Annotated in this window: 17 protein-coding genes and 1 pseudogene; 10 read left to right on the top strand and 8 right to left on the bottom strand. The window is 60.6% G+C overall.

The window, feature by feature from the left end:
* The first annotated feature begins 65 nt into the window (after window positions 1-65).
* Genes ACFWB0_RS06120 through brxL form a run of 3 tightly spaced genes read left to right on the top strand, consistent with a single transcriptional unit; the run spans window position 66 to window position 5,754 of the window.
* On the top strand, window positions 66-1,106 hold the full coding sequence (locus ACFWB0_RS06120) for a YhcG family protein (protein WP_378489546.1): 1,041 nt from the start codon (window positions 66-68) through the stop codon (window positions 1,104-1,106).
* Entirely contained in the window at window positions 1,103-3,607 is a 2,505-nt protein-coding gene (pglZ, locus tag ACFWB0_RS06115) for a BREX-1 system phosphatase PglZ type A (protein WP_378489545.1), read from the top strand. The genes ACFWB0_RS06120 and pglZ overlap by 4 nt, the downstream gene beginning before the upstream one ends.
* Window positions 3,607-5,754 carry a BREX system Lon protease-like protein BrxL gene (gene brxL, locus ACFWB0_RS06110; protein ID WP_378489544.1) on the top strand — a complete coding sequence of 716 codons (2,148 nt, stop codon included), beginning with the start codon at window positions 3,607-3,609 and terminating at the stop codon, window positions 5,752-5,754. The genes pglZ and brxL overlap by 1 nt, the downstream gene beginning before the upstream one ends.
* Window positions 5,755-5,846: 92 nt before the next feature.
* Here the strand turns inward: brxL and ACFWB0_RS06105 are convergent, their stop codons facing one another.
* Window positions 5,847-7,082, bottom strand: coding sequence for a hypothetical protein (locus ACFWB0_RS06105; protein ID WP_378489543.1), 1,236 nt, complete (start codon window positions 7,080-7,082; stop codon window positions 5,847-5,849).
* Window positions 7,083-8,464: 1,382 nt separating this feature from the next.
* Window positions 8,465-9,880: a hypothetical protein gene (locus tag ACFWB0_RS06100; protein ID WP_378489542.1), complete on the bottom strand. Its 1,416-nt coding sequence runs from the start codon at window positions 9,878-9,880 to the stop codon at window positions 8,465-8,467.
* 119 nt (window positions 9,881-9,999) lie between these two features.
* On the opposite strand from ACFWB0_RS06100, the pseudogene ACFWB0_RS06095 reads away from it, so the two are divergent.
* The 6 genes and pseudogenes from ACFWB0_RS06095 to ACFWB0_RS06070 form a co-directional block, all read left to right on the top strand.
* Window positions 10,000-10,110, top strand: a pseudogene (locus ACFWB0_RS06095) (MarR family transcriptional regulator); the annotation flags it as partial.
* 600 nt (window positions 10,111-10,710) lie between these two features.
* Window positions 10,711-11,022, top strand: coding sequence for a hypothetical protein (locus ACFWB0_RS06090; RefSeq protein ID WP_378489541.1), 312 nt, complete (start codon window positions 10,711-10,713; stop codon window positions 11,020-11,022).
* The gene (locus tag ACFWB0_RS06085) at window positions 11,019-11,603 is read left to right on the top strand and encodes a hypothetical protein (protein WP_378489540.1); all 585 of its coding nucleotides are present in this window, start codon (window positions 11,019-11,021) and stop codon (window positions 11,601-11,603) included. The genes ACFWB0_RS06090 and ACFWB0_RS06085 overlap by 4 nt, the downstream gene beginning before the upstream one ends.
* A complete protein-coding gene (locus ACFWB0_RS06080) occupies window positions 11,600-12,034 on the top strand; it encodes an IS30 family transposase (RefSeq protein WP_378489539.1) in 435 nt (144 codons plus the stop codon). Before ACFWB0_RS06085 ends, ACFWB0_RS06080 begins: the two co-directional genes overlap by 4 nt.
* Window positions 12,035-12,414: 380 nt before the next feature.
* The gene (locus ACFWB0_RS06075; RefSeq protein WP_378489538.1) at window positions 12,415-13,551 is read left to right on the top strand and encodes a DUF262 domain-containing protein; all 1,137 of its coding nucleotides are present in this window, start codon (window positions 12,415-12,417) and stop codon (window positions 13,549-13,551) included.
* On the top strand, window positions 13,548-14,255 hold the full coding sequence (locus ACFWB0_RS06070; RefSeq protein WP_378489537.1) for an MAE_28990/MAE_18760 family HEPN-like nuclease: 708 nt from the start codon (window positions 13,548-13,550) through the stop codon (window positions 14,253-14,255). Before ACFWB0_RS06075 ends, ACFWB0_RS06070 begins: the two co-directional genes overlap by 4 nt.
* Here ACFWB0_RS06070 and ACFWB0_RS06065 read toward each other — a convergent pair.
* Window positions 14,242-15,279 carry a DNA cytosine methyltransferase gene (locus ACFWB0_RS06065; protein ID WP_378489536.1) on the bottom strand — a complete coding sequence of 346 codons (1,038 nt, stop codon included), beginning with the start codon at window positions 15,277-15,279 and terminating at the stop codon, window positions 14,242-14,244. The genes ACFWB0_RS06070 and ACFWB0_RS06065 overlap by 14 nt on opposite strands.
* 490 nt (window positions 15,280-15,769) lie before the next feature.
* On the opposite strand from ACFWB0_RS06065, the gene ACFWB0_RS06060 reads away from it, so the two are divergent.
* Complete coding sequence (locus tag ACFWB0_RS06060) at window positions 15,770-15,955, top strand: hypothetical protein (protein WP_378489535.1); 186 nt, start codon at window positions 15,770-15,772, stop codon at window positions 15,953-15,955.
* Window positions 15,956-16,403: 448 nt separating this feature from the next.
* Here ACFWB0_RS06060 and ACFWB0_RS06055 read toward each other — a convergent pair whose 3' ends face one another.
* The 5 genes from ACFWB0_RS06055 to ACFWB0_RS06035 all read right to left on the bottom strand — a co-directional run bounded on the left by ACFWB0_RS06055 (window position 16,404) and on the right by ACFWB0_RS06035 (window position 20,915).
* On the bottom strand, window positions 16,404-17,174 hold the full coding sequence (locus tag ACFWB0_RS06055) for a helix-turn-helix domain-containing protein (protein WP_378489534.1): 771 nt from the start codon (window positions 17,172-17,174) through the stop codon (window positions 16,404-16,406).
* A gap of 227 nt (window positions 17,175-17,401) precedes the next feature.
* A complete protein-coding gene (locus ACFWB0_RS06050) occupies window positions 17,402-17,809 on the bottom strand; it encodes a YybH family protein (RefSeq protein ID WP_378489533.1) in 408 nt (135 codons plus the stop codon).
* Window positions 17,810-17,937: 128 nt separating this feature from the next.
* Window positions 17,938-19,047 (bottom strand): ABC transporter ATP-binding protein, encoded by a 1,110-nt coding sequence (locus ACFWB0_RS06045; RefSeq protein ID WP_378489532.1) that lies wholly within the window; start codon window positions 19,045-19,047, stop codon window positions 17,938-17,940.
* Window positions 19,044-20,372: an ABC transporter substrate-binding protein gene (locus tag ACFWB0_RS06040; RefSeq protein WP_378489531.1), complete on the bottom strand. Its 1,329-nt coding sequence runs from the start codon at window positions 20,370-20,372 to the stop codon at window positions 19,044-19,046. Before ACFWB0_RS06040 ends, ACFWB0_RS06045 begins: the two co-directional genes overlap by 4 nt.
* A gap of 30 nt (window positions 20,373-20,402) precedes the next feature.
* Window positions 20,403-20,915 (bottom strand): carbohydrate ABC transporter permease, encoded by a 513-nt coding sequence (locus ACFWB0_RS06035; protein WP_378489530.1) that lies wholly within the window; start codon window positions 20,913-20,915, stop codon window positions 20,403-20,405.
* Window positions 20,916-20,929: the final 14 nt, after the last annotated feature.

Below are 20,929 nucleotides of genomic sequence, written 5' to 3'. Positions count from 1 at the left end.
CCACCAGTCCTGCGACGGCGCGCAGATCCATCTGCGCGAATCCAGCGGCACGGTGTGGCAGTCGCATGGCTGAAGTGGAGAGAACGGGCAAGACAGGTGACCTGTTCGGTCAGGTCTCGGCGCTGATCGAGCAGACCCGCGCGGCCGTTGCCACGCAGGCGAATGCGGCGCTCACGCTGATGAACTGGCAGATCGGGCATCTCATCGACACCGAGGTCCTCGCGGAGCAGCGTGCCGAGTATGCCCAGGAGATTGTCGTGACGCTGTCACGACGATTGACGAAGCGCTACGGGCGAGGTTTCGACCGGGCCAACCTATACCGGATGCGTCAGTTTGCCCAGGTTTTCCCCGACCGTGACATTGTCGCCACGCTGTCACGACAATTGAGCTGGAGCCATTTCATCGTACTCGTCGCGGTGGACCATGACGCCGCGCGAGCTTTCTACATCCAGCAGACGCTCGATGCTCGGCTCAGCGTCCGTGCACTGCGCGACCTGATCGGGCGGCAAGGCTTCGAACGTCGCGAGATCGCCAACGCGCAGACCCCCGGTGGATCCACGGTGCCGCTGGACACCTTCAGCGATCCGTACTTCCTCGATTTCCTCGGGCTCAAGGACGCCTATGCAGAGCGCGACCTCGAAGACGCGCTCATACGCGAGATGGAAACGTTCCTCCTCGAAGTCGGCAATGGATGGGCTTTCGTTGCTCGCCAGAAGCGAATGACGATCGACAACGACGACTACTTCCTCGACCTGCTGTTCTACTCACGCCCACTGCACCGTCTGATCGCGGTGGAACTGAAGATCGGCAAGTTCAAAGCTGCGCACGAAGGGCAGATGAAGCTCTACCTGAAGTGGCTCGACCGCTACGAACGTCGCAGCGACGAAGAAGCACCGCTGGGTCTGATCCTGTGCACCGAGACTTCTCGGGAACAGATCGAACTACTGGAGATGCACAAGGACGGCATCGTCGTCGCCGAGTATTGGACTGCGCTGCCACCGAAAGAAGAGCTGCAGCAGCGGATCACGCAAATCTATCGCGCTGCGAAAGAACGAGTCGCGCGCCGCGCACTCGGTCCGGCCCGCGACGACGAGGACGACGAATGAGTAAGCCTCCCACGATCGCCGGCCACCTCGCGGATCGCTTCGACTCGAAGCGCATCGTAGTGTGGCACGACCCCGACGGTGGTTATGCGACTGAACTCGACGCACAGGCGCCGGCCGACGTGACGGTGCTGCGGGTCGCCGACGACGAGTTCGCGATCAAGCATCGGGTATTGCGCGATCAACCGGCGGCGAAGTTCTTGATCTACCGATCCGGCAGTGTGCCCGAGGGCGTCGGAAACTGGCTGCTCGACATCGAGTTGGCCTACGGCCCGGTGTTCACCGCCGACCGTGGCGAATTGATGCGGGCCGACCTCGGGCTGAGCGCCCCGGGCTCCGACGAGTTGATCGCCCGGTATCCATCGTTCTTCGACGACGCAAAGCTGGTGACGAAACTCAAAGCGCTACCGCTGGTCGGCGGTGACTTGACGGTGGTGCAGGCGCAGATGTGCGCTGTGCTTCTGAACCAGAAGGAGCACAGTTTCTCCGAACTGACCCGCACGCTGCTGATGCAGCACGCAGGTGGCGATACCACTGGATTCGATGCGCTCACTTCCCACGGTCTCGCAGACTTCTACTGGGCCGGAGCTTCCGGCATCTACGGGTTCACGTCGCAGGCGCCGACGGTGGCGGGGTTCGTTCTGTGGATGTTCCAGCGCGCCGTCGACGGATTCGACGTGACCGAGTCGAACAAGGCGCGGAACCTGGCGCTCGACTTCCGCGGCTTCCGCGACTCCAAGCGCAGTAGCGCAGCGATGAAGTCGCTGGCCCGCACCGTCGAGGGCAACCTCGACTACGTCGATCACGTCGGTGAGATCAGTTGGGAAACGCTGAAAGACACCGATGTGTTCGATGCCGGTGAGCGTGAGGTGATCAGGCGTCTGGTGGAAGGGATCAGCGCGAAGACGTTGCCGTATCGCGACATTGCCGATGCGATCAGCGCCAGACGTCGCGACAGCTTCTGGTTCGACGACTACGAGACGCTATACGAAGGGCTGAGCGCCGCAGCCGAACTGATTCCGGCAATCCGAAATACCGCGTTTCACATCAGCGGCTTCGGCGAGGGACTGACGCGGTATCGCGACGAGTGGTTCCGCATCGACCAGCGCTATCGACAGTTCACCCAGGCATATCTGACGGCGGAGTTCAAGCAGCCGATCGAGGCACTGGCAGACCTCGTCGAGAACTCCTATATCACCGATTTTCTCGCTCCGCTCGGGGTGGCGTGGCAGCAGCAGGTCGATACAGTCGCGCAGTGGAGCACCATCGGCATGACCTCGCAAACATCGTTCTACGACCACTACGTCGCCCCGACACTCACAGGCCGCAAAAAGGCCGTGGTGATTGTCTCCGATGCACTCCGCTATGAGATCGCCGACGAGCTGAGCACGAAGATCCGCGGTGAGAACAAATTCTCCGCTTCCATCGACGCCATGCTCGGGGTGCTGCCGTCGTACACGCAACTCGGGATGGCGGCACTGCTCCCGCACACCACGCTGGCGCATTCGCCGGAAGGCGATCCGGTGCTGGTGGACGGGCAGAAGTCCGACGACACTGCGAAACGCAGCAAGATTCTCGGCGCAGTCGGCGGCACAGCGATCCAGGCGGCCGACTTCATCGAGATGAAGCCGGCCGATCGCCGCGACCTGTACTCGTCGAATCAGGTGCTGTACGTCTACCATGACACGATCGACGCGACCGGCGACAAAGCCGTCTCCGAGCGCCGAACCTTCACGGCAGCAGCGGACGCGGTCCGCGAGCTGATCGACATCGTCAAGAAACTCGCGAGCGCGAACGCGACGAACATCATCGTCACCGCGGATCACGGCTTCCTCTATCAGCGTTCCAAGCTGGCCGAGCAGTTCACCCTCACGGTGAAACCGCAGGGCGAGCAGATCGTGACGTCGAAGCGCCGCTACGTGCTGGGGCGAGGCTTGAAGAGGGACGCAGCGTTCACGACGTTCAAGCCCGAGCAAGTGGGACTGTCGAGTGACCTGGAAGTGCAGATCCCGAACTCGATCCAACGGATCGTGCAGCCCGGAGCCGGATACCAGTTCGTGCACGGCGGCGCCTCACTGCAGGAGATCGTGGTACCGGTGATCCAGATCAACAAGAGCCGCAGCGACACAGTCGAGCCGGTGAACGTCGACATCCACCCCGAGTCGGATCGGATCACGACCGGGCAGATCGTCGTCAAGCTGTATCAATCGGCCAAGGTGGAACCGCACAAACCCGCACGGCGACTGCGTGCTGGCCTCTACTTCGGAGATACGCTGATCTCCGACGAGCAGGAGATGACCTTCGACTCGAGTAGTGATGTGGGACGCGACCGATTCCAAGGCGTGACACTGCTTCTCAGTAAGGACGCGGACGAGGCCAACAACCACAGTGTCGAGTTCAGGCTCTCCGAGCCGATTGAGGGCACCGACCAGTGGAAGAAGTACAAGAGCGCGCCGTACACGATCAAACGTGCCTTCGCTAGTGACGACGGATGGGATTTCTGATGAGCGACCACATCGACCTGACTGAAGCGGCTCTCATCGAACAGGCGCCCGACGAGAGCCCTGCGAACGTCGTGTCCGAGCCGACGGCGTTGGATCGCAAGATCAACACGCACTTCCCGGGGGCGGTGGTGCGCAAGGATCTCGTCAAGGCCGTCAAAGGCAACGCGATCGTGCCGTCCTACGTCCTGGAGTACTTGCTCGGCCAGTTCGCCGCGACCGACGACGAGGCGACGATCCAGGAGGGCATCGAGAAGGTGCGCCGGATCCTCGCCGAGCACTACGTGCATCGCAACGAGTCGGAGCTGGTGAAGTCGAAGATCCGGGAAAAGGGCCGCTTCCGGATCATCGACCGGGTCAGCGTGATGCTGAACGAGAAGGACGACGTCTATCAGGCGTCGTTCGCGAGCCTCGGCATCAACGGGGTGCTTGTGGAGCCGAACACCGTGACCGCGAACCAGAAACTACTGGTGGGCGGGGTGTGGTGCCTGTGCGACATCGAGTACTTCCACAGCGACGACGCCCGCGTGGTGCCCTGGATTCTGGGTCGATTGCAGCCGATCCAGATGTCGAGTTTCGACTACGCCGGTTACCTCAATGCCCGGGCCGAGTTCACCGTCGATGAGTGGATTGACCTGCTGATCCAGTCGATCGGATTCAACCCCGAGCTGTTCGGGCGACGCGCGAAGCTGCTTCAGCTGACCCGACTGATCCCATTTGTGGAACGCAATTACAACCTCGTCGAACTGGGTCCGAAGGGCACCGGCAAGTCGCACATCTACTCGGAATTCTCGCCCCACGGGATGTTGATCTCGGGCGGTGAGATAACTGTGCCGAAGCTGTTCGTGAACAATGCCAATGGGAAACTCGGACTCGTCGGCTATTGGGACGTCGTTGCATTCGACGAATTCGCGGGCAAGAAGAAGCGCACCGACAAGGCCCTGGTCGACATCATGAAGAACTACATGGCGAACAAGTCGTTCTCTCGCGGTGTCGAAACGCTTGGCGCAGAGGCATCGATGGTGTTCGTCGGCAACACCTCGCACACCGTGCCGTACATGCTCAAGCACTCCGATCTCTTCGACGAACTCCCCGAGAGCTACCACGACTCGGCCTACCTCGACCGGCTGCACTTTTACATTCCCGGCTGGGAGGTCGACACGATCCGCGGCGAGATGTTCTCCAGCGGCTACGGTTTCGTTGTCGACTACATCGCCGAAGTCCTCAAGTCGATGCGAAATCTCGACTACTCCGACCGCTACCAGCGGTATTTCACGCTCGGCTCGGACATCTCCACCCGCGACCGCGATGGCATCCACAAGACCTTCTCCGGCCTGATGAAGTTGCTCTACCCGCACGAGCAGGCCACCGCTGAGGAGATCGAGGAGATCCTGAGGTTCGCGATCGAGGGCCGCAAGCGCGTCAAGGACCAGATTCTGCGCATGGACGACACCATGGCTGCGGTGAAGTTTGGGTACCAGTCGCTCGCGGGTGAGTGGGCGGCCGTCACCACGCTGGAGGAGGACGAGTACCCCGGGCATTACCATCGGGGCCGCCCCGGCGTTGCGGGCGATGCTGAGGAGCCCGCTGATCCGTTTGGATCCACGCTGGGTGCGGCCGGCTCGGAGGCAGCGGTTGTTCCGGTCCCGGCCAAGGAAGAGTTGTTCCAGGGGCAGCGGGACTTCGTCGAGAATCAACGCGGCATCTCCTACGAGACCCTCCTCATGCCGTACCTGCGAGGCGCGACTGAAATCGAGTTGCACGACCCGTACATCCGGATGAGTCACCAGGGGCGGAACCTCGTCGAGTTGCTGGCCCTGATCGCCTCAGCTAAAGACCCTGCCGACGAGGTGACGTTCAAACTGTTCACCGTGCTCGAATCCGATCCGGAATACCAGAAGAAGCAATTGCAGATGCTCGGTCAGATCATTCAGGGAGCTGAGCAACAGGGTATCAAGGTTGAGGTGGCCAAAGACCCTGGCGGTCACGATCGCTGGATCCGCACGGACAACGGATGGCGCATCAACCTTGGCCGCGGTCTCGACATCTTTCAGAAGCAGGAAGGTGGCTGGTTCGATTTCGGTAGTACCCGCCAGGAATTCCGCCAGGTCAGGGCATTCGGCGTGACGTACATCCGAGAAGCGAAGTGACGATGGACGTCGACGTGCGTGAGCCCGTCGACGTCGTGTGACTGAAGGGTGGCGAAGGGCTTCGTCTCGAGGGGTGGCGAGGGTCCAGCCCCTCAGCTGAGACGCCAATGGCGAATGGCTTGGGCGACGTGGGTGAGATCGAAGCCGAGTTTCTCAGCAACCGCGATGATCTCCTGGGTAGGTGAGTCAAGATCGACCACCTTCCGGTTGGGCGGTAACCCGTCTGAACTGGCGAGGAGAGAAGTAGGAGTGCTGACCGACGATGGGAGAGTCATCACGTGCCACTTGGCGGGTTTGGGTTCGGCCATGACCAGCGTGCGGTCGGCGCGTAATACGGCGCATGTTCTTCCAGCACCGACGACGATGACTGCGCACGGATCGCCGACTTTCGTGGCGATCTGGGCTGCGATCTTGCGCGGTGCTCCGGACGGCACCTCGAGGATCCACATGCCTTCGCGAAGTTCGGCGGGCAGGCCCGCAGATTCCAAGGCTGCTCGCGTTTCCGCATTAGGGTCGTTCGCAGTGCTTCTCGCCAATTCGATCAATGAGTCGACGGATTCACGATCGGCAACCCGCGCGTAACTTTGTGTCGGAACGTACAGGTACTCGTCGACGATCTCGGTGAGTGCTTGAGGTACCCACCCGCGCAATCCCTTCCATGTCGACTGCCACAAAACATCTTCCGGGCGTCCACCGTCCAGTTTCGTGCCTTGTCCGAGTACGGCCAGACCCACGGCGATCATCGAGCCCAGGTAGTTCAATGGAGTCTCTGAGACTTCGTCGTCCTCCTCCCGGGGAGGAAGAATTGTCAACACATCCGCGAAGGAGCTTCGCCATGTCACTTCGTCGGTTTCCCATACCCCAGCGGCCAGCAGATCGATGAAGATCCGGGCCACGCTCATACGCAATTCGAACGGTGGGCGCGGGTTTTCCGAAGTCACTGCGCGGCGTAGGCGTTCTGACCGAGTTCGCCAAGCCGCACGCTGATGTGACGCGATAGAGGGTGGTTGGCGATCGGTGAGGGAATCGGCGATCGGGTCGATGTCGTCGTCGGTTTCGTCATCGGTTATGTCCGTGATCGGTTCGTCGTCGTCGACGGTCCATTGGACTGTCGGGTCCGTATCGGCTCGGACCGTCTTGGTTGAACTGGGGAAGACGAGGCCGGCGAAGGTCGGCCCGAGACTACGTTGGACCTTGTCGAGCCAGGAACCCCACCGGTCTTCCTCATGAGTAGCGGCTGAAGGGCGCGTCGTCGGAGATTCCCGTGGCGTGTTCGCGGCGCGGTATTGGCCGGCGGTCCTCATCAGTCGAATCAGGTCGTTGCTCATCCGTTCGGCCAGGACCGAATCGGTGACGAAATCATCGAGGCTGTAGTCGCGTGAGATGCGCGTCCCGTCGTCGGCGGTATCGCGCGGCCGACACCGGGTTACATCGGTCAGGAAGACGACAGAGCTGACGTCGTTCTCGTGCCCGCCAACCCGTGCACGTACCGCTCCGCCGGTACCTTCGTCAGCGACGAAGGATGTCTCAACGACTCCCGGTTGCGCGACATCGACCCTATGAACGGCTCGCCAAGACCCGGGTGCGCCGCTCGGTGATGTCTCGATTGTGATCGAGGCTGCGGTCCGGACCAGCATCTCGACAACGATCGCCTCGTTTCTCCATCTGGCCCCCAGGAGAACGAGGGCGTTCTTGCGGTGGGCTTCGGGGCTTGCCGGGATTGTCAACCGCGCACGCATCTCGTCCACGGTGGCCGGGGTGTTGCAACCCTCAGGGATGAGGGATTGCTCGACCGGGTGGATAGCGACGAGTTCGCAGTTCCCGCCGCTCGTTGTCGAGGTGAGGAGTGCCACACGAGTGAGATTGGCGCTTCCGACCATCGCGGTCGTACCCGATTCGTCGTCCCACTCGACGAGTTTGCCGTGGCTGGTGCGGGCGTCGTCGAGAAATCGGAACTCGACGTCCGAGACGCCGCTGGCGGCTTCGACGAGACTTGCCCCGTCGTACCATGCGATTCGTTCTTGCAGTGCCACAACGAGTCGCTCTGGAGTCGTGCGTGCAATCAACGTGGCGACTGCGGCCGAGGCGCGATCGAAAAACGGCGCAGAGACACGCAAGGAGTGCACCGGTGCACGGGGTATCCGATCGATCAACGGCCGATCCAGATTGCCTGCAATTCGTAGATCAGGGAGCGAACCGTCGACCTCGGTCGGAGATACCGCATCGGCAACATCGTGAACGGTTTCGGCAATCCACGAGGGGATCGACACGGTTGCGGGGAGTGCATACAACCATTCGGCGAGTTCGCGCAGGGCAGCCGGCCCCGATCCTCTGGGAGCTCGGATCACTAGCCAAAGTTCGTCGTTGTGCCCCCATCCCGATGTGGTGGGGTTCCCGGACCCGATGGCTATCCAGACGTCGTCATCACCGACGAGCACCGCGAGCTTGGGGTGAAATGCGCCGCGGCACCCGGCGTGGCCATGCTGGTAGGTGCGACCGGCATAGCGGACGTCGGCAGCGTCGTGGACAGATTGGTGGGCATCCGACAGGACGGTAACGCGGGCGCCGTGCGACCGTGCCAGCGGAACGCAATGCCGCTCGAAGAACACCAGATCAAGGGTGTACCCCGTGATCAGGACCTCACGGAGAGGTCCGCGATCCCACTCCCTGAGCAAGGTCAACGGTGATTGCAGGTCGAACCGGGCGCGAGTCATTGCGGCAGCCCCAGGGTTTCTACTCCAAGCTCGGTGACGACCATGCGATCGTCGTCGAACCTGAACAGGCCCAGTTGTCGGCCCAGTTCCCCGAGTTGTTCGGTACGCAGCCCCACATTCCCGGGCCCTTCGCGACCTGTGGCGAAATACAGTCCGTTGCGTTCGTGTAGTTTGGTCGGCAACTTCATACGCCCCTCGTTGTCGACGTACATCTTCGCCAGCGCAACGCGATGAGACTGGTCGAGCATGTCGTCGACGACCGCACAGGCGAAGTCGGTCAGCGGACGGTGCATGTACTCTCGACGCCGGTGCGCGACCCATTGCGGATCGAGATAGTGGTTGCGGCCCGAGTTCCCGCGGAAGGCGTCCAGGGTCACGCCAGCTAACTCGTCGCCCCGGACAGATCCGATTAGGAGCACACCGATGTCAGTCTCGATGTCATTGCGGTTCCCGGAAAGCAGCACCTCGGCCGGTGCCGGATTGCCTCGTGCATCGAAGGGCGCGGTACAGCTCCGCAGGAAACCTTCCACGGTGTCGTTGGTTGTGCAGCCTCGAACCCATTCGTGCAAGTCGCTTCGCGACGCCTGACCGTCGGAGTGCCAGACCTGATCGACGAGTCTCGACCACAGATGACGCCACGCGCCGACAAACCGATGACGAAGCAGGAGGCCTCGCCAGCTCTTGGCTCGGGACCCCTCCGCTATGAACACAGGATCCCCGTCGAGCGCTGGCCCGTAAGCCAACACGTCGACGAGCGCGCTCGTCCACGAGCTGGTGTCGGGGGCCAGCTGGACTGCCCGGGCAAGGATGCGGTAAGTCGATCTTCTCGTGGAATCGTTTGCATTCCAATTGATCCCGTCTCCTGTAGCCGTCAGGACGGCACGCAGCGGTGCAAGGTCGGCCGAGCCCGGTTGAAATCCGGTCAGGTCGATGAAATCTTTGGCGTCCTCTTGCGAGAGGTTCCTGCTCGCGGCTAACTCAAGGAGGGGACGGAACATGTCTCGCACCAGAACCGGCGTTTCGCGCGGACCTTTGCGGAAGGCGCCTTGGTCCGTGGTCGCCAGGCCCAATGTCACGATGGGGCCCTTGTACTGAGACCAGTAACCCCATGCACGAGGAGAATACGATCTTTCGCCGACGTCGACGAGGCGATCGACAGACCCCTTCGCCAACTGTGAGCGGACGGTGTCGGCGCCGTGCATCTCACCGAGCCCGTCGAGACTACCGGTGTGGGGATTGATCACAGACGCCATGGCCAGTGCAACTTCTGCCCGCCGTAGCACGGTGCGGCAGGTGAGGGTGTCGAAGTCTCGGTCGTGGGCATAGCTGGCCAGCGCCCAGTACAGACCGAAGTATCGGCTGTTGCTCGTCATCGTCGACACTCCGGGGACGAGGACGTCGACGAGATTCATGACCGGCGCTTCGACACGGAGCGGGAAGCGGCTTCCCTTGGTGTCGAGACCAGATGCACACCAGGCTGGTCCCTCCAGAATCGCACTACCCGTCATGGCCACGATCCTCTCAGAAGTTCTGGGAACGCGACACACGCGGTGTGCACGATCTGTGCGACGCGCTCGATCTGGATACCGGCACGCTGTCGACGCTGCGCAAACGGCTCGACACCGCCGGGTTCGTCGAACGCTGACGGCAACACGCCGACGAACGCCGAGTCGTCGTTCACCTCACCGGTGCCGGAAACGCATCCGAACGGCCCGCTTCATGCCCCCGACCGTTACTCTCGGTGGCGGCCGCTACTCGTCGACCACTGAACGGGAGCTGAATACTGCAGTATTCACATCTGACCGGGATCAACAAGGCCAGTTGATATTTGGCTCGATTGAGCGGATCACGGGACGGGAGCCGGTTGGCACTCATTCCTGGGCGTTCGATCTCGACCTGCGTGCTGTGCATGCACTCGTCAGCTCCAGCACCCACGCGTCGCATTGGTAGCAGCGGAAGTCGCGCGACCATTCGGGCTCTCGGAATTTCGGCAGACGCGTTTGGAAATGGTCGTCAAGACCGCTTGCCTCAGATTCGTTGACGACGGAGAGCACCTGTCGGTGCTCCTTGATTCCGGCGTACCCGTTTGTGCCCAGACACCTCGACGACGCGGTCGAAAATTTGCAGGCTTTCCTCAAGAGTCTGGACAGTCAGTGCACGAGTCCAGAGAAGGTACCGGGCGAACTACCACGAGGAGAAAGCTGGAGTCGGCGAAATTGCCGAGGAAACGGAGGGCGAACCGTTGCCGCGCGCCGTGCAGACGTTGCTCCATCTCGACGAGGACGGGACCGCCGCGCTCGATGCACGCCGTGTTGCCCACATCTGTGGACACGACCGCAATGCCATCCTCGGATATTTGCGCATTTCTAAGGAGCAAGAGCTCGAATGGCGAGTCAGTGCCGACGAGGCCACTGCCGACGGAGACTCGGAAGAGGCCGATGCCTGTAATCACGAAGCCGAGGGATGGCTGACGACATACGGGCAATTGAGGGGAGCTCTAGGAGATGCGGTGCCGTCCGGGAACGGTGTATGCCGATACTGTGACGCGGAGTGATGAAACCGCTGAGCCGCGTCGCGGGCTGGTGCGGTGCTTGCGCACACACCAACTGTCAGTTCGCCATACGTACAACGCCATACGTACAAGGGGAAGCGTTGAACCTCAACGACAGTCTGTTGGCCTCGATTATCCACTACGACATTCTCGAGCGATGTAAGGCGGGCGAAGACTACCGTGCTCGGACGCTGTGTCTGTGCAGAACCCTACCGCTCAATGAGCATCAGGTACCAGAACCGTGGACGGGACACCTCGACAGGGCGCGCCTGGTAGTCATCAGCAGCAATCTATCGATCGATCCGGTGGAGGTGTATCCGCGGTGGGGTGAGGACCTCACCGAGTCGATCCGTGACGGCATCTACAGTCCACTTCCTGACGGAGGGTGGTCCGGCGCGGTGCGTTTCCGGGCGGCAGCACGACAACGGGCATTCGAGCTGATTCCCGACGCGACGCCAGGGATCGATTATGCGCTGACAGAGGTAGTGCACTGCAAGTGCGAGCGGGAGTTCGGCGTCGCTCAGGCACGTCACACCTGTGCGACCCGATACCTACCGAAGGTCCTCGAGGCGGCGGAAGAGTGATCGGCACCCTGGTCGAACGACGCACTCGCACGGTCCGCTCGTTGCACCTGCCGCGGCGCGACGGGGTAAGTGTGCGTCGAGCGTTGACCGAGCGGTTGCAGGGCCTGCCACCGGAGTTGCTGCGGTCGATCACCTGGGACCAGGGCACCGAGATGGCGCGCCACAGCGAGGTGACCGCAGCATTGGGTGTGCCGGTGTATTTCTGCGATGCACGCTCCCCGTGGCAGCGGGGTTCGAACGAGAACCTGAACGGAGTGCTGCGGGACTATTTCCCGAAGGGCACCGACTTGAGTGTGCACTCACGAGAGCATTTGCTGGTCGTCGAGAACGAACTCGTCCACCGACGACGCCGGGGTCTCCAAGACCGCACCCCGGCAACACTGTTCGGCGTACTGCTAGCTTCTGAACCACCCCGGGTGTTGCAACGATGACTAGAACCCGCCTCGGACTACCTGCTCAGACTTCAACCGGAGCAGATACCCAGGCCAGTGCCAATCGGCCTGTCCCTGCACCGACATGGGTCACCGGTAACGGTGGGGTGTGAAGCTCGGGGGAAATACTCAAGGGTTCCTGTCTGCCGTTTGCTTGACATGCTGTCCATTGAGGGAAGCATCGACCGGCGTCCGGATCGGCATCGGATGTCCACGTCCTCATGGCCGGGCTGGAGCGGCACACAGCGTTGCCTGCACCTGCGTGACTTGCATGTATCTGTTCCATCCCTCGTATATCCCGAGGTCGCAGGGTTACACGGTGGCCTATCCGGAACCCTGCGTCGGTATGCGTGAGTGGGTTTGAGTCCGCACCCCATATAGTGACTGAACTTGCATTGTTGCGGGACTGGAAGGGTGACACGGTGGTTCAGAGGGGTCAGAAGGTCGTCAGAGAACAGCCGCGACCTTCGGCGAATGACGCTGATGCTGCGGAAGCTCAGATTGTGGAAGAGTCACGGAAGATTGGCTACAACACCGTAGAATATACTGTCGAGTATTTGGCCGATAAGCTGCGATCTGATGACTTCTATATCCCCGACTATCAGAGAGAATACGTGTGGGAGGAAGATCGCAAGCACCGATTCATTGAATCATTGCTAATGGGCCTGCCAATCCCCTTCCTCTTCTTCTGGGAAAATGATGAAGATGGGCGTCTAGAAATTGTAGATGGGTCGCAAAGGATAAGAACTATCCTGGAGTTCATTGATGGTAATCTCCGTCTTGGCGAGCTAGAGACGCTCACCAAGGTGAGTGGATTCCAATTTGATGACTTGAAGGACTCCCGTCGGCGAAAATTCAAGAATCGAACAATTCGTGGTGTTGTGTTGGATGAGCAGGCTGACGATCAAGCCAGGGCGGAGCTATTTGATCGGATCAACACGGGGAGTAAGAGTGCGAACCCAGCCGAGATAAGACGCGGCGCCCTGCCTGGACCGTTTGCCGATCTCGTTACAGAACTTGCCGAATCACCGACTTTCATGACGCTGACCCCTATGTCGCAGATGCAGGAGAATTCTAGGACTCGAGAAGAGTTGGTAACGAGATTTTTTGCCCTGTCTGGAGGGCTCGAAGAATATCGTGATCGTGTAGCAGACTACTTGTTTGGATACGCGAAAAGGAAGAGTGTCGAGATCGATCAGAATCCTGATATTGCGGAAATGATGAAGCGTGAATTCACTCGAACGATGGAATTTATTTCCGAGAATTCACCGTACGGATTCAAGAAAAATCAGAAGGGTACGGCAACCCCGAAGACGAGATACGAGGCTATTGCCCTGGGAACTAAGCAGGCCCTTGAGCGGGATCCGAATCTTCGGGTCGATGTTGAGGAGTTCAGGAAGCTAATTGAAAGTAGCGAGTTCGCTGCGATAGTCCGTGCGGATGGGGCGAACGTGAGAGCGCGGTTGGTTCAGAGAATTTCGTATATTCGGGATGGGTTACTGGAGTCGAAGTCGTGAGCGCAGCACGAGACGTATTTGAGGAAAGGCGGGAGGAGGTTGAAAACCTTGTCTCTTACCTAGAGGAAGTCGAAGGGGGAAATTCTGTTTCAAGTGGTGATGCACCGAGAGGTGAAACCCTCCGAATATTGAGAGCTTCGTGCTATGTAATGATTTACAATATGATTGAGTCCACCATGTCGGTTTGCCTTAAGGACCTGTCGTCCGCAGTTAGAGACACGGCAACATCAATCAGGGACTTGAAGCAGGAAATATTCGACCTGTACCTCGTGTCACGGTATGGAAATAGAATTATGCCCGCGTCGCGTGAGAAGGCGGCGGATTTCGCCCGAGACCTGCTTAATGATGCTAGCAGTTCAGTTATTCCGGAGTTTGTATTTGCGGCGCCGTCCGGTAATTGCACGGATTCAAACGTTGAGAGATCCCTCCGAAATGTGGGTATCGAGTTCGCGTTGCTACCTCCCCTGAAGACGAGGGTTAAGCGGAAAGTGGTAAACAATAGGACATTGCTTGAGTCGCTTGTCATGGTTCGTAATGATCTGGCCCACGGAAACCGAGCCTTCTCGGAAGTTGGACAGGATAGTTCGGCGACTGATCTAAGAGAAATATTTACACTTGCGGCTGAATATATGGATGTTGTGGTCGATCATTTCGAAGATTACATAAGTAATTCGGGGTACTTAGGTTCCATTATGCAGCCATAATGGCCTGGCCGATCACTTTTCCGAGGACGGGTGGGACTGCGTTTCCGATTAGTCGACCAATTTTGTCGATTGCGACTCGCTCTCCATCCGGATAAAATCGGTAGTTAAGTGGGAATCCCTGAAGCATCGATCCTTCTCGTAGAGAGATGGCTCGGTCCTGTTCTGGGTGGCCAAACCTCCCTGTTCCATAGTTGTAGAATTGGGTCGTGATAGTAGGGCTCGGGGAGTTCCAATCCATGCGCCCATAAACGCTGGAATAGTATTTCCCGGACTCCTTCTTGTGGCAGGCAAGCTGGAGTTCGACGGGCCACTCTCTCCATGTGCCGCCAGGGGTGGAGCAACGAATCCGCAGCATGTTCCTTTCGCTCAGTGACTGTGCTCTGTGCATGGGGTCTGTTAAGCTCTGCTCGCCATGTATTAGGGGCTCGATGGAACCAATAGTATCCTTTACTGTGGCATATTGATTAGAGTCATGAGTTCCGGTGGGCACATTGATCGTGCCAGCCCGTGAAGCAATAAGAACTAGTCGTTTCCGATGTTGCGGAAGTCCATAGTCGGGAAGAAAGACAATGCGATGATCAACCAGATAACCGTTTGATATCAACTTGGCCAGAAAATCGACAAATATATCTGTGCGCGCCAATCCTGGAACATTTTCCATGGTGACGATTTGAGGTTCAGCCTCGTCGACGAGTCTGCCGAATTCTCGCAAGAGATTCCACTTGTCGTCTTTAGAATTTTTACCGGACTGACGTAGTTTCGAAAATGGCTGGCACGGTGCGCAGCCTGCCAAGAGTTTCAGTGAATCGTCGGGTCCCCACATTTCTTTGAGCTCATTTCCGGTAACCGTTCGTATGTCCCTCAGATGAAATTCAGCAGAGTTGTTGGTTGAAAACGGAAACTGGCAGTCGGGGTCGACGTCGATCCCCGCGACGACCTTCACACCGGCCTGTTGTAACCCGCAAGCGAGTCCACCGGCCCCGCAGAAGAGGTCGATGGCGCTCACAGGACTGGATTTGGTCAAGTCGCTGCTCCGTCTCACTAGTCATCTGTGTGCAACCCCGGCACTTCCCGTAGATCATCTCATTCGAGCGGTGGGGCCTTGATAGTCGGCCCGGGTGGTGCGAGCCTCAAGACGCTCATGTCTTGAAGACTGGCTGCATCACAGATCGGCACCGCTGTTCTAAAGGTACCGCGGAGAACCTGCCGATGACGCCCGATGTACCGCTGTTGACGATGCGGGACACGGTGCTGCGGCCGGACGGCAGCTCACGCAGCGACGGTATTCGACCTCGACGCACATGGCGGTGAAATCGTGTCGATACGAGGAGAATTCGGAAGCAGTAAGTCCACGTTGCTGCGGGCCGTGGCGGGACTGATCCCGGTGAGCGAGGACCGTTCTCGCTATGTGCCGAACGGGTCAGCATGATGTTCGAGGAACCTCGACTACTGCCGTGGCGGAGTGTGCTCGACAACGCCCTCTTCGCGCTCGGCGAGCAACCGGAGGTGGTTAGGTGAGGCGAGCTGTGGCGTCGCTCGATTGTCTGGGTCTCTGGCCGATGTCCGGCATCACGCGCCCGCGTCGCTGTCTGGGGATGCTGCGCCACCGAGTGGGAATTGCCTGCGTGCTGATGGTCGACGTCGACCTACTGCTCGCCGACGAACCGCGCGCCCACCTCGACGAAGGGCTGGTCCGATAGTGTCGCGCAGCTACTCACCGAGCGTGCGGCAGCGGGCACGGCGGTACTCCTCACAGCACACAAACCGAGATCGTCGACAGGATCGCAGACCGCGTGTACTAGGACCTCGCCGTTCTCTTCGAGGCGTTGGCCACTGGGTGGGACTGAGTGCGACGGGTAGGCGCGACCTGCGAATCGGGCCCGTCACCGTTTCCCGCAGACGTCAGCCGAATGAGCCGCCACGGAGACACTCATCAATGCACTGACGCTGCCGTACCACCGCACCCTGGCCTTCGCGGGCCTGGTCCTGAACGTCGATCCGGCGGGGTGGCAGGTTCATCAGGGCATGTGCGATGCGATCGCAGCTCGCGACAGTCAATGGTCCGAGGCGATAACACGCAATGACCTCAGAAAACTAGTGTGAGGTCTACTGAATCTCATGGTGGTGGCAGGCCGAGCCAAGGCTCGGTCACGCCACCATCACCGTCCGACATGCACACTTCACTGCTCTTCCACGCTCATCGTCGGGCAGCCACCCGTACTCGTCGCACCTCCCGCACTTGTCCGGCACCGACCGCGGCGCCGCCAACCCCTGCCAGAGCGGTATCCAGGCCTGTGCGAATCGCATGGGATCTGTAGATCGGTGCACCGATCGCGCCGCCGCAACGAGCGGCGCAACACCATGCACCGCGATCAACTCGTCGATCGCCGCAGCCGCGTCGGGTTTGAGATATGCGAAAGCTGCAGTCAATCCAGCATGCCGACACGCCGCAGCAAGGCCGGCGATGTCGGGGCTGAGAGGCACGTTCAAAGCCCTTGACGGGCGGTTGGTTTCAGTCCTTGGTATATCAGTATTTATAAGAGCGCCTGGCTCACCGTCGTCCGCGTCGCCGCCGGTCGGTTTTTCAGGCCCCGGGTTGATGACAGGCTCTTCGTAGATGGTCTGAACGGTGCACCACTGGCCGAGCTCGTTCTGAAACCTTTCACGTACGAGGTAGCCGAGTTCGGCGAGCTCGCGCAGCGCGGAGCGGATGGCGTCGCGGCCTTCCTTCGGCGACTGCGCGGCGATCGAGTCCGATCGGGTGCGCCAATCGTCTGGCTTCGACAGGAGCCAGATCAAGACGCCGCGCGCACGGAAGGAGAGGCGGTCGTCTGTGATGACGGCATTACTCAGTATCGAAAAATTGCTGGCCAGGCGCGGTCCACGACGCACCCCACCAGCCAAGGTATTCTTGGCCACGTTCGACTCCAGTCAGTCGGACAACCGGCCCGTCGGGAGCGGCAACTCCTGGCGGGCCTTCTTCACTTGTGACGCCGCTCGGAGTGGCGGCGATCTTGGAATCTTGGCACCGTTCGTACAGCGAACGCAATACCTTGGGCGAAAATCGCGTGGGTGCAGGAGATTACGGGAGCCATTCGTGTATTAGCTGTCGACAGTGGCAGCTCTCGCTGTACGCGCCTTCAGGCCTAACCAGACACGATGGTGTTCTGCCGCCTCCAGATGAGCCAGCGACCATCCCTCTTCACGAAGACGTACAGGGCGTTCATCTCCGGCGGATTGCCGTCGTCGGCGTCCTGCTTCGTCGACCACGCATTCTTCCGGGCGGTGATGACGTCGGGGGAGGGGGCTGAGACGTCGCTCAGTTCGTAGTAGGCCGTCGAGTCGTTCAGGTAGCCGGCGGCGAGTGCGTCCTCCGAGACCTTCTGGATGGCGGCGCGCCCGGAGAGCACCGCACCTCGCGCATTCACGACGATCGCGTCGTCGGCGAGATGGGCGTTCATCAGTGATGCGTCGTTGGTGTTGAAGCCCTCCTGCACGTCGCGGACGATCGCGTGGATCTGCTCGAGGTCGTGGGGGTCTGGAGTAGTTGTCATGTAGGTGACGGTAGAACCTCGAGCGAGCTCGAGGTCAAGGGTTGGGCAGGAAGCCGTGGGTGTGCGCGGACGACGAACCCGCACACCCACGGCGCCGTCAGTAACAGCGAGTACTCGGCGGTCGGGACTCAACCCGCAATGAGCGCCGGTTCGTGAAGGCCGATGCCGCACTCTTGTGCGTTGCCGAGCCGCTGTTCGGTGAGGTTCGAGTACACGTGAACGTGACTGCGCTCGCACCATGCGGTCACATGCTCACCGATCGAGGGCACGTTCTCACTGCTCACCAGGATGGCGAAGGACTCGACCGAGTCTCCGCACTGCACGTGCACGATCCGTTCGCGTCCGGTCGGTTCGATGAGCACGACCCTGCCCTCGACCCTCCAGATCTCGGACGAGTGGAGCGCACCTTCGCCCAAGTAGAACCGTTCGGGCCGCACACCGAGTGTGACGCTGTCGTCGCTGCCGGTGTGGGTACCGAACCGCGACGTGTGGGTATCTGCGTCGACCGGAAACCGGTTCATCGGAGGTGTTCCCACGAAACCTGCCACGAAGAGGGTCTTCGGCTGTCGGTACAGCTCGTCGGGGGTGCCGAGTTGTTCGATGCGCCCCTTGTTGATGACGGCGATACGGGACGCCATTGCCATCGCGTCGGCCTGGTCGTGGGTGACGTTGATGCCGGTGGCGCCTACCGACTGCAACAGTCCCGCGATCTCCACGCGGAGGGAGGCGTGAAGCTGGGCGTCGAGGCCGGAGAGCGGTTCGTCGAGCAACACGATGTTGCTGCGCCGGGCGAGTGCTCTGGCCAGGGCGATGCGCTGACGTTGTCCACCGGACATCTGCCGAGGTTTGCGATCGAGGAGGTGCTCGACCTGCATGCGGGTGGCGATGTCGGTGGCGCGGGAGTCTGCTTCCGCGCGGCTGAGTTTCTTTCCGTGCCGCAGGCCCAACGTGATGTTCTCGCGACTGCTCAGATGCGGATAGAGGGCGTAGCTCTGGAAAACAATTGCCACATCACGTTTCTCGGGTGGGATCCCGTTCTGCGGTTCACCTCCGAACCGGATCTCACCGGTGTCGACCGCTTCGAGGCCGGCGATGATCCGCAAGAGAGTGGATTTGCCGGAACCGGACGGTCCGAGGATGGCGATGTTCTCACCGGACTCGACGTCGAGGTCGATGTCTGCGAGTGCCGTGACGTCGCCGAAAGTCTTGGTGACACCCGAGATCTGGACGGCGGTCACGCCACGGCTCCGACGATTGCGTTGATGGACTCGACTGCGTCCAGAACGGTGGTGTCGGCGTCGGCGCCGGTCTGGAGCTGCTGGTTCATCACTTCGATGATGTCGTAGATCTCGGCGGTGTGTGCGCCCGGGAACCCGCCCCACTGGGTGAGTTCGTTGTCGAAGGTCCACGCGAAGGTCATCTGCGGGGTTGCCTGATCGGTCGCCAGCAGTTCGTCGCGAGCAGTGGTGTCCACGGGAATGTAGCTGCGCTGGGTGCCCGACGCCTGCAGCACACTCTCCGGTGTGAGGATCTGACCGATGAGTTCGTTGCCGAACGCTGCGCGGCACGGATCCTCCGAGAGGACCATGTAGCCGTTGCCGCCCGCGGGCAGGGCGCGGCTCTGATCGCCGTCGACGGTCGGCAGTTTGATGGGCATCCAGTCGAACTTGTCGCCGATACCTTGGCTGATCGCAGCGATGTTGGAGGTGGTGACCATCGAGATGGGCAAGGTGCCCGAGGTGAAGATGTCCTTGGCCTGGGTGGCGTCGGGGATGCCGGCCTCCCATCCGTTGCTGCCGAGGTCGGACGAGATGCGCAGTGCGTCGATACCGGCAGCGTCACCGAATGCTGCTGCGCCGTCGGAATCGACAAATGTGCCGCCGGAAGCCTGAATGAGTCCTTGCGCAAACCATTCGGGTAGGCCCGTGGGTGCGATAGAGACGGAGGGCGACCCGGTGTGAGCGGTGACCTTCTCCGCGACGCGCAGAAGATCGTCGTAGGTCTTGATGTCTTCGCCGGTCCCCGCGTCGGCTTCGTCGAGCAAGTCCTGGTTGACGACCATGACCGGTGCGGAGATCTGCGCGGGCGCCACGTAGGTGACACCGTCGCGGGCGGTACCGGCGCCGAGGAACTGCTTCTGGTAGGTGTCGGCCAGAACCGAGGAGTCGAAGGGGACGGGGTTGTAGGTATCGACCCAGAACTGCATCTGTCCGAGTCCGGTCATGATGACGTCGGGGCGGTTGCCGACGGCGATGTCCGCGACGATCTGCTGGGTGAGGTCGTCGTACGACGTGGATGCTGCCGGCTCCGCGTCGAACGTCAGGCCCGGGTATTTCGCTTCCATCGCCTGCACGGCGGCAGCCATGGATTCGGTTGCCACCGAGTTGAACGCGACATCGATGACGGTTCCTTCAGTGGTGCACTGGGCGACATCGACGGCGGCGGCCACCGACGCTCCGTCCGCGGGTTGGTTCGTGGTGGTGCCTGCGCCGCCGCATGCGGCGAGGCCGAAGGTGAGTACGGTGGCGGTGGTGCCGACGAGGACACGTGTGTGAGAACGCATGCGTCTGTTGCTCCTGTAGTGAGGGGGAATTCAGCCGGTGATTTCGGTGCCGCTCATGCCCCGGACGAAATGCTTCTGGGCGAAGAGGAATACGGCGACGATGGGTACGGTGACGATCGCAGCACCTGCCGCGAGCGCCGGATAGTCGAATCCGGTTCCGGCATCCTGAAATATTGCCAGCGCCAGTGGGGGAGTCTGGATCTCGGGGCTCCGTGCCACGAGAAGGGGCCACATGTAGTCGTTCCAGTGAACGAAGATCGAGCACCCGCTGAAGGCTGCGATGCCGGGCAACGCAATCGGTGTGACAACGCTGACCATGGTGCGGATCGGTCCGAGACCGTCCATCTCGCACGCCTCGAACAGCGCATCCGGAATGGACATCATCTGATTGCGGATCATGAAGGTGCCGAGCACCGATGTCGCGAACGGCAGTATCAATGCGGCCAGGGTGTCACCGAGCCCGACCTGATTGAGGCCGATGAACAGCGGAATCATCGTCACCTGTGCCGGAATGAGCAGGCAGAGCATGACGAAACCGAACACTCGGCCTGTCCACC

This window comes from Rhodococcus sp. NPDC060086, assembly GCF_042730275.1.
Classification (GTDB): domain Bacteria; phylum Actinomycetota; class Actinomycetes; order Mycobacteriales; family Mycobacteriaceae; genus Rhodococcus.
This window is presented reverse-complemented; position numbering and strand designations above follow the sequence as displayed.